The 11,779-nt window shown below is 53.5% G+C and carries 9 protein-coding genes; 3 read left to right on the top strand and 6 right to left on the bottom strand.

Features of this window, described 5'->3' with window-relative positions; translation table 11 throughout:
* Position 1 precedes the first annotated feature (1 nt).
* Together argA and argE are read right to left on the bottom strand one after the other, a co-directional pair.
* Complete coding sequence (argA, locus tag AC1WNR_RS15070) at positions 2-1,336, bottom strand: amino-acid N-acetyltransferase (protein WP_481645315.1); 1,335 nt, start codon at positions 1,334-1,336, stop codon at positions 2-4.
* A 12-nt stretch (positions 1,337-1,348) separates the two neighbouring features.
* The gene (argE, locus tag AC1WNR_RS15065) at positions 1,349-2,497 is read right to left on the bottom strand and encodes an acetylornithine deacetylase (RefSeq protein ID WP_481645314.1); all 1,149 of its coding nucleotides are present in this window, start codon (positions 2,495-2,497) and stop codon (positions 1,349-1,351) included.
* Between the two features lie 173 nt (positions 2,498-2,670).
* On the opposite strand from argE, the gene AC1WNR_RS15060 reads away from it, so the two are divergent.
* Positions 2,671-3,270 carry a CYTH domain-containing protein gene (locus AC1WNR_RS15060; RefSeq protein WP_481645313.1) on the top strand — a complete coding sequence of 200 codons (600 nt, stop codon included), beginning with the start codon at positions 2,671-2,673 and terminating at the stop codon, positions 3,268-3,270.
* On the top strand, positions 3,267-4,268 hold the full coding sequence (locus tag AC1WNR_RS15055) for an asparaginase (RefSeq protein WP_481645312.1): 1,002 nt from the start codon (positions 3,267-3,269) through the stop codon (positions 4,266-4,268). The genes AC1WNR_RS15060 and AC1WNR_RS15055 overlap by 4 nt, the downstream gene beginning before the upstream one ends.
* 13 nt (positions 4,269-4,281) lie before the next feature.
* Here AC1WNR_RS15055 and AC1WNR_RS15050 read toward each other — a convergent pair whose 3' ends face one another.
* From AC1WNR_RS15050 to AC1WNR_RS15035, 4 genes are all read right to left on the bottom strand, one after another.
* Positions 4,282-5,046 (bottom strand): amino acid ABC transporter ATP-binding protein, encoded by a 765-nt coding sequence (locus AC1WNR_RS15050; RefSeq protein ID WP_481645311.1) that lies wholly within the window; start codon positions 5,044-5,046, stop codon positions 4,282-4,284.
* A gap of 2 nt (positions 5,047-5,048) precedes the next feature.
* The gene (locus AC1WNR_RS15045; protein ID WP_481645310.1) at positions 5,049-6,149 is read right to left on the bottom strand and encodes an amino acid ABC transporter permease; all 1,101 of its coding nucleotides are present in this window, start codon (positions 6,147-6,149) and stop codon (positions 5,049-5,051) included.
* A gap of 10 nt (positions 6,150-6,159) precedes the next feature.
* Positions 6,160-7,377 carry an amino acid ABC transporter permease gene (locus AC1WNR_RS15040; RefSeq protein ID WP_481645309.1) on the bottom strand — a complete coding sequence of 406 codons (1,218 nt, stop codon included), beginning with the start codon at positions 7,375-7,377 and terminating at the stop codon, positions 6,160-6,162.
* A 73-nt stretch (positions 7,378-7,450) separates the two neighbouring features.
* Complete coding sequence (locus AC1WNR_RS15035) at positions 7,451-8,473, bottom strand: amino acid ABC transporter substrate-binding protein (protein ID WP_481645308.1); 1,023 nt, start codon at positions 8,471-8,473, stop codon at positions 7,451-7,453.
* A 363-nt stretch (positions 8,474-8,836) separates the two neighbouring features.
* Between AC1WNR_RS15035 and glnE the strand changes: the two genes are divergently transcribed.
* The gene (glnE, locus tag AC1WNR_RS15030) at positions 8,837-11,692 is read left to right on the top strand and encodes a bifunctional [glutamate--ammonia ligase]-adenylyl-L-tyrosine phosphorylase/[glutamate--ammonia-ligase] adenylyltransferase (RefSeq protein WP_481645307.1); all 2,856 of its coding nucleotides are present in this window, start codon (positions 8,837-8,839) and stop codon (positions 11,690-11,692) included.
* Positions 11,693-11,779: the final 87 nt, after the last annotated feature.

Here is an 11,779-nt window from a genome sequence, read left to right as displayed (position 1 = left end):
ATCAGAGCGTCTTAAAGAACACCTTCGAGTTGCGCTGGAAGTTATAGAGCGCCTTTCGCTGGCCCGGTAGCGATTCGAGTGGCTGCTCCGCAAAGCCCCGCTCCTGAAACCAGTGAGCCGTTCGTGTTGTCAGCACAAACAGCTGTTTAAGCCCTTGCTCTTTGGCCCGCTCTTCAACATGCTCCAGCAGTAGTTCCCCACGGTTTCCACCGCGATAATCATCATCGATCGCAACACAGGCAAGCTCACCAACAGCTTCCTCCGCGAAAGGGTAGAGCGCAGCACAACCGATGATGACGGAGTCGCGCTCAACCACCGAGAACTGTTCGATTTCGGCCTCCAGCAGCTCGCGCGAGCGGCGCACTAGCACACCACGCTCCTCTAGCGGTGCAATCACCTCGATGATGCCACCGACATCTTCGATTGTTGCCGGTCTCACCTGCTCGTAGGACTCTTTGCTGATCATCGTGCCGGTGCCGTCACGGGTAAAGAGTTCGGTGAGTAGCGCACCGTCCTCTTTGTAGCTGACCAGATGACACCGTGGAATGCCTAAATCACAGGCATCGGCCGCCGCAGCCAGCAGACAAGCTGTCTCAGTATAGGGTTGTGATGGGTCCTCGTGACGTGCAAAGTAATGACTTACTAACCGCTTAGCTGTTGCCGCGAGCAGTTCTGTTCTCAGCTCGCCATGACTATCAGTGATGCCCTCCTGGGCCCCGAAGAGAATAAGCTTGTCTGCATTGAGCGCGTTGGCAACACCTACAGCGACCTCTTCAGATGGGAGGTTGAAGATCTCACCGGTCGGCGAGTAGCCGAGGTTAGAGATCAGCACCACGTTGTCTTGTTGCAGTTGGCGTTCGATCGCATCGGCATCGACCCGGCGCAGCTCACCCGTGTGTCCCATATCAACCCCGTCCAGCACACCGACTGGCTTAGCGATAATGTGGTTACCACTGGCAACACGGATGCCAGCACCATGCATGGGTGTGTTTGCGAGGCCCATCGAGAGCTGTGCTTCAATGAAAGTGCGCACACTGCCTACCGCCTCCACGACACAGTTTAGGCTGGCGCTATCGGTAACACGCTGGTCGTGGTGCAGATGCACGTCGATACCTGCTTGGGCAAGGCGCGCGTCTATTTGACTGCGCGCGCCGTGAACCAGCACTAGTCGAATATCCAAGCTGTTGAGCAGCGCAATGTCATGGATGATATTGCGGAAATTGGCATGCTCTATCGCCTCGCCCCCCAACATCAGCACAAAGGTCTTTCCCCGGTGTGCATGGATATAGGGAGAGGAGTGGCGGAACCAGTCGATAAAGCTGTATTGGTCACTCATGTAGCGCTCTCCTCAGAGGCAGTAATGTTTAATCAAATTCTGTAGCAGCTCAAGGGTTGGCTTGATCTGATCTAACGCCAAGAACTCATCCGGCTGATGCGCTTGGTCGATCGATCCAGGCCCTAGCACGACCGTCTCCATACCAAGCGACTGCAGGAAAGGGGCTTCGGTACCAAAGGCGACTGAGTCTGCGCTGTGGCCGGTCAGCTTCTCGACCTGACGAATCAGCTCAGACTGCTCGGTCTGCTCATAGGGCGGAATACCAGGAAATAGCGACCGAGTTGTTAGCTGGACGTTATGCTTGGCCTCAATTGGATGTAAGCGCTCACTAATCATGTTACGCAGGTTATCCATCGACATGCCGGGTAGCGGGCGAAGGTCAAACTCCATCTCACAACGGCCGCAGATCCGATTGGGATTATCGCCACCGTGGATGCAGCCAAAGTTCATTGTCGGTACGTTCACCTTGAAGCCAGCGTTCTGATAGTTGCTTTGTAACTCGGCACGGATGCTCAGCAGTTCGGTCATTACCCCGTGCATCGCTTCCAGCGCATTGGCGCCGAGTGACGGATCGGATGAGTGGCCGGCTTGGCCCTCGATACGAATTGCTTCCATCATCATGCCTTTATGCATGCGGATGGGCTTGAGACCTGTTGGCTCACCGATCACAGCTGCCCGCGCTTTAGGTTTTCCAGCATCGACCAGTGCCCGAGCACCGGACATTGATGACTCCTCATCTGCGGTAGCAAGAATGATCAATGGCGCCTTGAGATCGGCATTTTTGAAGAGACTCGCGGCTTCGATGGCCAGCGCGATAAAACCCTTCATATCGCAACTGCCCAGGCCGTAGAGTTTGTTGTCGCGCTCGTTCAGTTTAAACGGGTCCGACTTCCACAACTCGGGATCACAAGGCACGGTATCTGTGTGCCCAGAGAGCACTAAACCACCCGGACCGGACCCGAGGGTCGCAATCAAGTTTGCCTTGGTGGGTTCACCTGGTACAGGCATCACTTCACAGCTGAATCCAAGCTCTTCAAGCCAGGTATGAAGCGTCTCGATCACGCCAAGGTTCGAGCTGTCCCACTGGGGGGAGGTCGAACTAATCGAGGGCGAGCCGATCAAAGCGCTGATTTTATCGATCGTGTTAGGTAGCTGTGCCATAGGAGAATCCAACTGTAGATAACCGCATAATGCCAAAAGGGTCGCAGAGTTGCTACATGGCCCCTTCTGAGCGGCGCAGCTTGTTGGTTGAGCAATGCGGTGCCGCTTGGTGATATGCTTTGGCTGTTGTTTTTCAGTGCGGTTGTTGATTACCGCCTTTATTGGGAATGGGAATGGCTGCCGAGCTAGAGTTAAAAATGGAGATTGCGCCGCAGGCAAGCTCCGACTTTATAAAATTGATGTCTGCAAAGGGCTGGGAGCCAAACAGTTCTCTGATGTTGGCTAATTGCTACTACGATACGCCCCAACAAGCTCTTAAGCAGGCTCGTATTGCACTGCGTGTTCGCCGGATCGGCAATCAGTGGGTTCAAACATTGAAAACAGCAGGGCAGGTGGATGCCAATGGAATTAGTACTCGCGGTGAGTGGGAGTGGGAACTGCCGAGTAGCGAAGTTAATCCGGAGTTAGCGCGGGAACAGCTTCCAGCTCAGATTGACCCCGCTGAACTCAAGCCGCTGTTTACAACAGACTTTAAGCGCACAGCTTGGCTTATAGACTATCAGGGGGCATTGATAGAGGTCGCGCTGGATCAAGGCGAGATTTTTGCGGCGCCTAAGCGCGTGCCGATCTCTGAAGTCGAATTGGAGCTTAAATCCGGCGATACAAGCGGCCTGTTAGCGCTGGCAAAACTTCTCAAAAGTGAGATCGATCTGAAGGTATCAACCGTCTCTAAGGCGGGACGTGCACAACGACTGTTAGAGGGAAGCGTATGAGCGGCAAAACCCTTGTTATCAATACTGGTGGCACTTTTGGCATGGTAGAGGGCCCAATTGGGCTTGCACCGGCACCTGGTCTAAATGCGAGGATTGAACAGCAACTTCCTGAGCTGGTGGGCCGTTTCGATCTGATCGAACTAGAGCCGCTGATCGATAGCTCAAACCTGTTGCCGAGCCACTGGCAAAGAATCACCGAAGCGGTTTCGCACCACGGCCAAAATTATGCTGGCGTTATCGTTATCCACGGCACGGATACGCTGGCATACAGTGCCAGCGCGCTCAGCTTCACCTGTGGGGGGCTCGGCCTACCCATCGTCGTAACCGGATCTCAGAAGCCTTTAGAGCGAACTGACAGCGATGCTCATGCCAATATCAGCGCTAGCTTTGCGCTGATCGAGAGTGCGCCCTCTGCCGGTGTCTACGTCTGTTTTGGTGGCTATGTGCTGCAGGGTAACCGTGTTCGTAAAATATCGGTCCAATCGTATCAGGGGTTTGACTCGCCGAACGCGGCGCGACTGGGGTTGTCTGAACCCTCTCTATTCATGGCTGACGCAGCAGTGCCCTTCGTCGGTGGAAGGTATAAGGGAGCGCTTCAGTTCAATAACCAGGCCGTGGCGACTCTATTGATCTACCCGGGGATGCCATCGACACTGATTGAGGCGTTGAGCCAGAGTGGGTGCGAAGCCGTGATCCTGCTCAGTTATGGGAGTGGGAACTTGCCTAGCGATGATGAAGCTTTGATGGCCGCGCTGCAGCGAGCGGTTGAGGCTGGAATACTGTTGGTTAACCTTACCCAGTGTGCGACGGGGTACGTGGAACAGGGCGTCTATGAGGCGGGCTCTGAATTGCAACGCCTGGGCGCGCTGGATGGCTATGATCTAACGCCGGAAGCCGCATTTGCCCGGATGCACTATCTGCTGGCGACCTGTGAAAACAAAAAAGCGGTTGCAGCCGCTTGGCCACAACCGCTCTGTGGAGAGTTTACTGTTCGTTAGTTGATACTCAGGCTTAGTGGCCCAGGATCTGGCTAAGGAACAGCTGAGTACGCTCGTTCTGCGGGTTATTGAAGAACTCTTCAGGGTTGTTCTCCTCCACGATCTGGCCGCCATCCATAAAGATAACGCGGTCAGCGACTTTCTTCGCAAAGCCCATCTCGTGGGTTACACAGAGCATCGTCATACCCTCTTCTGCCAACTCAACCATTACGTCGAGTACCTCTTTGATCATCTCAGGGTCGAGTGCAGAGGTTGGCTCATCGAACAGCATGATATTGGGGTTCATACAGAGCGAACGGGCGATCGCCACACGCTGCTGTTGACCACCTGATAGCTGGCCGGGGTACTTGAGTGCCTGATCTGGGATCTTAACGCGCTCCAGGTACTTCATCGCTATCTCTTCAGCTTCTGCCTTAGGCTTTTTCTGTACCCATATTGGGCCCAGTGTCAGGTTCTCAAGGATGGTCAGATGCGGGAAGAGGTTGAAGTGCTGGAACACCATACCCACGTCTTTGCGGATGGTCTCGATGTTCTTCACATCATCAATCATTTCGACGCCATCAACGCGCAGAGAGCCCTCTTGGAACTCCTCTAGTCGGTTGATACAGCGGATGGTGGTCGACTTACCTGAGCCCGATGGACCACAGATAACAATACGCTCACCCTTTTTCACCCGCAGGTTGATATCTTTGAGTACGTGGAAGTTACCGTACCATTTGTTCAGGTTCTCAATAACGATGATGTCTTGAGCTTCTGCGGAAGATTTAACTGCAGTCATAGTTAATCTCTCTTATCTGTATTCATTGTGCGTTCGATTCGGCGCGACAGGACGGACATACCAAAACAGCTCGCCCAGAACACGAGGAATACGAACAGGTAGCCTTCAAGCGCGTGGCCACCCAGCCAGTATGAGTTAGACAGTGCTGTCTGTAGCGTCTGCACCACCTCTGGGATACCGATGATCAACAGGAAGGTGGTGTTTTTAAACAGCATGACGAAAGTCGCCAGAATATTTGGCATTGAGATCTTGATCACCTGCGGCAGGATAATCAGTAGGATCTTCTGCCAGTAGCTGAGGCCCACCGAGTCGGCCGCCTCATACTGTCCGCTCGGCACCGCAGCAAAGCCGCCACGGAATACTTCTGCCATGTAACCAGACATGAAGAAGATCAGTACCAACCAGACACGAATGAGCTTATCGACGTTTGTCCCTTCAGCGAAGAAGAGTGGCAGCATCACCGAGCCCATAAAGAAGAGCGACAGCACGGGCACGCCGCGGAAGAACTCGATAAAGATCACCGATACCGAACGAATGAATGGCATCTGCGAGCGTCGGCCCAGCGCCCAGAGGAAGCTGAATGGGAAGGCAACTATGATACTCGCAGCCGCCATAAAGACGTTCAGGGTAAAGCCACCCCAGAGGTCAGTGCTCACAACCTCAAGGCCACCCCAGCCACCGTACAGCACGGCCATCCCGATGAGCGGCAGTGCCAGCCAAGCAGCGATAGAGGCCTTCATACGGTAGTGCTTAGGTAGCGTGAATGACATCGCAATGACGATCAGCAGGAGCACGATCATCAAGTTGATACGCCACACCTCTTCTAACGGGTAGGTGCCGTAGAAAAACTGATAAGACCAGGCGTTAATAAACACCCAGCAGGCTCCATCTTTAACACAGGCGTCCTCTGTAGTTCCGCTCCAGTTAGCGGAGAAGAAGGCCCAGTCTAGGATGGGTGGGATGTAGTAGACCAGGAATGCGATGATTCCCAGGGTGACGATACTGTTGCCGATTGATGAGAAGAGATTCTCACGAATCCAGGCAACAGGGCCGACCGTCTGTACCGGAGCTGGACGATCTGCAATGGGTTGAAAGTCTTTCATCACAGCCTCCTTAGCGAGATACCAACGCGACGGCGTTGTTGAAACGGTTCATTAGGAACGAGATCACCATGTTCACCACGAAGTAGACAATGATCGTCATAAAGATGGTCTCAATTGCTTGGCCCGTCTGATTCAGTGCGGTTCCGACAAAGACGTTGAACAGATCGGGGTAGCCGATTGCCGCAGCCAGCGTCGAGTTCTTAACCAGTGACTGATACTCAGAGTTGAGCAGTGGCACGATCACGCGCATCGCCTGAGGTACGATGATTAGTTGCATGATCTTCTTCTCTTTGAGGCCGATACTGCGAGCGGCTTCTGTCTGACCATGAGGGATCGCCTGCACGCCTGCACGTACCGCTTCAGCGATAAATGCACCGGTGTAGACCGACAGTGCAATTGCGAGAGCCATAAGCTCAGGAATAACCGTGATACCGCCGAAGTAGTTGAAGCCCTTGAGTGCAGGATACTCCATCTCAAACGGGAAGCCGGTAACAATCAGCGCAAGTAACGGTAGGCCGATCACCATCGCAATTGAGGCGTTCAGTACCGGAAATTGCTGGCCTGTCTCATCCTGACGCTTTTTCGCCCAGCGACGTAGCACGAAGATACCGACGATCGCAACGCCAAGTGCTGCTTCAGCTAGCCAGAATAGGTCACCACCGACCATTTTTGGCAGGTAAAGACCACGCACGTTCAGAAAGATCGCTTCGCCAAGGCTAAGACTCTGGCGGGCACCAGGCAGTGCGGATAGCACAGCGAAGTACCAGAAGAAGACCTGCAGTAACAGCGGGATGTTACGGAAGATCTCTACGTAAATCAGCGCCGCCTTTCGGATCAACAGGTTGTGCGAGAAAGCTGCTACACCGAAGATAAAACCGAGAATAGTAGCGAAGAAGATACCGATGGCCGATACCAGCAAGGTATTGAGGAAGCCAACGATGAAGATCTTGCCGTAGGTATCGGTTGATTCGAAGGAAATCAACGTCATTAGTACGTCATAACCAGCGGACGCGCCTAAAAAACTAAAACCGGTCTTGATACCGGTCGCTTCCATGTTCGCTAGAACGTTACTGATGATGGAGTAGAAAAAGTAGCCTAATCCGAATACCAGCAGGATCTGGTAGAAAATCGCTCGGACGTTGGGATTGTTGTAGAAGGCAGCCGACGAGTTTCCACTCGAGCGTCTAGCGGACGCTTTGACCTCTTCAAGGGTTTTCTGTTTGAACATTCACATGACCTGAAAAATCGTAGAAAACAGGTACAAAAGAGGGGCTTGCGCCCCTCCCGATAGCAAGGCTGAATTAGCGCATTGCTGGTGCGTACAGGATACCGCCGTCACGCCAAGAAGCGTTTAGACCACGCTCCAGCTTCAGCGGAGAGCCCATACCTACGTTACGCTCGAACGACTCAGCGTAGTTGCCTACCTGAGTTACGATGCGGTAAGCCCACTCTGCGTCCAGACCCAGGTTAGCACCCAGTTCACCTTCAGCGCCCAGAAGACGCTTGTTAGCTGGGTTACCATCTTTCATCTTTTCGCCAGCGTTCATAGAGGTAACGCCCTGCTCTTCAGCTTCGATCATCGCGTTCAGAGACCACTTAACGATGTTGAACCACTGATCGTCACCCTGACGAACAACTGGGCCCAGTGGCTCTTTTGAGATAACTTCTGGCAGGATGATTGCGTTGCCTGGGTTTGCCAGACCAATACGCAGTGCAGCCAGCTGTGAGCCGTCTGAAGTCAGGAAGTCACAACGGCCTGATTCGAAGCCCTGACGAGTCTGGTCAGAGGTGTCGAAAGTAACCGCTTTGTATGACATGCCGTTTTCGCGGAAGTAGTCAGCGATTGCAAGCTCAGTTGAAGTACCAGCTTGGATACATGCGTTCGCACCGTCCAGTTCAGTCGCTGAAGATACGCCAAGGTCCTTCATGACCATGAAAGACGCACCGTCGTAGTAGTTAGTACCCGCAAAGTTGATACCCAGTGAGGTATCACGAGTGTGCGTCCAGGTGGTGTTACGCGAGAGCATGTCGATCTCACCTGAAGCCAGTGCAGTGAAACGCTCTTTTGCAGTCAGTGGTTTGTACTGAACTTTGTCAGCGCCACCGAGTACCGCAGCAGCTACCGCGCGACACACGTCAACGTCTAGACCGCTCCAGTTGCCGTTAGCGTCTTTCTCTGAGAAGCCAGCCAGACCAGTCGATACACCACAGGTCAGTGTGCCACGTGCTTTTACATCGTCGAGAGTTGCCGCCTGAACGGTTGTTGCAGAAGCTACCAGGGCAGTAGCGAGGGTTGTTGCGGCGAAAAGTGCTTTCTTAGCCATTTATCATTTCCTCTGGATTGAGTTGTTTCTTGTTTTAGTAAGTCAGCAACTAGTGTGCCAAGGCTGAAAAATGAGCGATAAATTGATCGTTTTTCAAGCTGCTGTACTGCTGAGGCTATACGCCAGCTCTGGCTTTTCGATCAATCGCACGCGCGAATTTGTTGCGTCAGCGCAAGGACTAGTAGGCGTAGATTGTTCTAATCTTATTCCAAGGTCAATATACATCTGCACTGAATTGATGCATTTTGAAACCGGTTGCGCTACGGATGTGCTAAAACATTAAGCAGAGTCATGGTCAGACCAAACGGATAGATCAGAAAATCTATGCGTACCAAACAGCATAGACCAAATTTTGGAGGTGCAATGCAGCAAGGACTCTCAGAGCTATTAAAACAGCAGTTGGAACGTGTCGCTGCTGGTCTTGATGGGCTAGAACTGCGGGATGACCAACGTGAACAACTGCATCGTGTCTTGATCGGCTCTGACTATGCGCGCGATCAATTTGCACGGTGCCCAGAGTTATTGGCTGAAACCGTCTCGACGGCTACTGAACCTTATCGGTCCGGTCAGATGGTTGAGCGAGTGCTGTCGGCACTCGATGGGGTCGAGTCTGAGGAGTCGCTGATGCGGGCGCTGCGTCATCTACGCCAGCGCCAGATGGTGCGTATTATTTGGCGCGACCTCAATCGCCTCGCTGATCTCCATGAGACAACGCTGGCGCTCTCAGACCTGGCCGACGCCTGCTGTGCTCAAGCGCTTGACTGGCTGCATGAGGATTTGAAACGAGATTTTGGTAGCCCTGTAGATGAGCAGGGGGTTGAGCAGCGGTTAGTCGTTATCGGCATGGGTAAGCACGGCGCGCAAGAGCTCAACCTCTCCTCCGATATCGATCTGATCTTCTCCTTTCCCGAACATGGCGAGACTGAGGGTGGGCGCCGTTCACTTGAGAATGCTGAATTCTTCAATCGTTTAGGCAAGCGCCTGATCAAAGTGCTGGATACGCAGACGGCAGATGGGTTTGTGTTCCGCGTTGATATGCGCCTTCGCCCCTTCGGCGCCTCAGGTCCCTTGGTGGCCAGTTTTGGTGCGATGGAGCACTACTACCAGACGCAGGGGCGGGACTGGGAGCGATATGCGTTGATTAAGGCTCGAATTGTTGCTGGGGATGTAACGGCTGGTAATGAGTTGTTGAGGAGCTTGAACCCGTTTATCTACCGACGCTATATCGACTACAGCGCATTTGAATCGCTGCGCGATATGAAACAGATGATTAGCCGTGAGAATCGCATCAAAGGCCGGCATAACAATATTAAGCTGGGCTCGGGTGGTATCCGCGAGGTTGAGTTCATTGCTCAGGCTTTCCAGTTGATACGGGGCGGGCGTGATAAACAACTACAGCAGCGCGAGTTGCTGAATATACTGCCCCTTTTGCCTGATGCGGTTGGTGTGCCTCAAGTTCTTGTCGATGAACTGCGAGAGGCCTATCTGCTGCTGCGCAATGTTGAACACTCAATTCAGGCGCTAGCGGATAAGCAGACACAGGAGTTGCCCGCAGATGAGCTATCGCTTGAGCGTATTGCTTGGAACTTAGGTGATCTGAGCTGGAGTCAGCTTGAGCATCAGTTAAACGCGGCGCGCGAGAATGTGAGTAAACATTTCGCTGATGTCATCTCCCCAGTTGAGGGGTCCAGTGCAGAAGAAGCGACTGAAACTGATCGGGAGTTGGCTCAGCTTTGGGAGCAAGGCTTCGAAGATGCTGAAGCTCTGCAGTCACACTTGGGCAATTTGGGCTTTGTCGATGTTGAGCGGGCGGGCAAAACGCTAATCGAGTTCCGCAATCTACGCACGGCGCAGGTACTACAGAGTATTGGGCAGGAGCGTTTGCTGGCTCTGCTTCCTCGGTTACTCAATGAGCTGATCAATTGTCCGCAACCGGAGCAGACACTGGAGCGTGTGTTACAGCTGATTCAGGCGGTACTGCGTCGCTCGGCCTATCTGGTGTTGCTTAGCGAAAATCCCGGTGCTTTAAAGCAGCTGGTACGTCTGTGCAGCGCTAGCCCCTGGTTTGCTGAAAAGCTGGCGAATCAGCCCGTGCTGCTTGATGAGCTGATCGACTCACAAACACTGTTTAACCCGCCGGCAGCAGAAGAGCTGGGTATCGAATTACGCCAGCACCTTTTGCGTATCCCAGAGGATGATATCGAGCAGCTGATGGAGGCGCTGCGTTACTTCCGTAACGCGCATATTTTGCGCGTCGCGGCAGCCGACATAACAGGCGCGCTACCGCTAATGAAAGTGAGTGATTACTTAACCTGGCTTGCTGAAGCGATTCTGCAAGCAGTGCTAGAGATCGCTTGGCGTGAGATGCTGGCGAAATATGGCACGCCACAACGTGCTGAGGGCGAGTTGGCCGAGATGGATTTTGTCGTGGTCGGCTACGGCAAGCTCGGTGGCATTGAGCTCTCTTACGGATCGGATCTGGACTTGGTCTTCTTACATGACCTGCCGGGAGATCTGTTCACCACGGGCGGGCCGCGCGAGATTGCCAATACTGTGTTTTTCACCCGCTTAGGCCAGCGCATCATTCATATATTGAACACCTTCACGCCCTCGGGGCAGCTTTATGAGGTCGATATGCGTCTGAGACCATCAGGCAACTCAGGCCTGCTGGTGACGTCGCTACAAGCGTTTAAGCAGTATCAGCTAAAAGAGGCTTGGACTTGGGAGCACCAGGCGTTGGTGCGTGCTCGCCCTGTTGCCGGCAGTGCGCGCTTGGCTGAGGCCTTTACGGCGGTGCGTGGCGAGATCTTGAGTCAGCGTCGAGATCCTGCGGTGTTGCGCCAGGAGGTGATCGATATGCGTGAGAAGATGCGCAAACATCTGGGGTCGAGCGAGAGTACAGAGGGCGTGGATCTGAAGCAGGATGCCGGTGGTATCGTTGATATAGAGTTCAGCGTGCAGTACTTAGTGCTCCGCCATGCTGCTCAGGCCTCTGGGCTGTTTGAGTACACCGATAACATTCGGATATTGGATGCGTTGGAGTCTAGTGGTTATCTGTGTCAGCAGTCGGCTGAGGCTTTGCGTGAGTGTTATAAGACCTATCGCTCGATTGGGCATCGGCAGAGTTTGGAAGAGCGCAAAGGGTTGGTTTCAGAAGCTGAGATTGCGGAGATGCGAGCTACAGTTTCTGGAATTTGGGGGGAGATTTTCTCTGCGTAATCGGTCAGATCTTTAGTTCGACGCGCGCACTGGCGGCATAACCTCCAGACTCGCTCGAGCACTGCCGCGCGCTTGCTCCTGCGTTGC

Source organism: Marinobacterium marisflavi (genome assembly GCF_982447095.1).
This window is presented reverse-complemented; position numbering and strand designations above follow the sequence as displayed.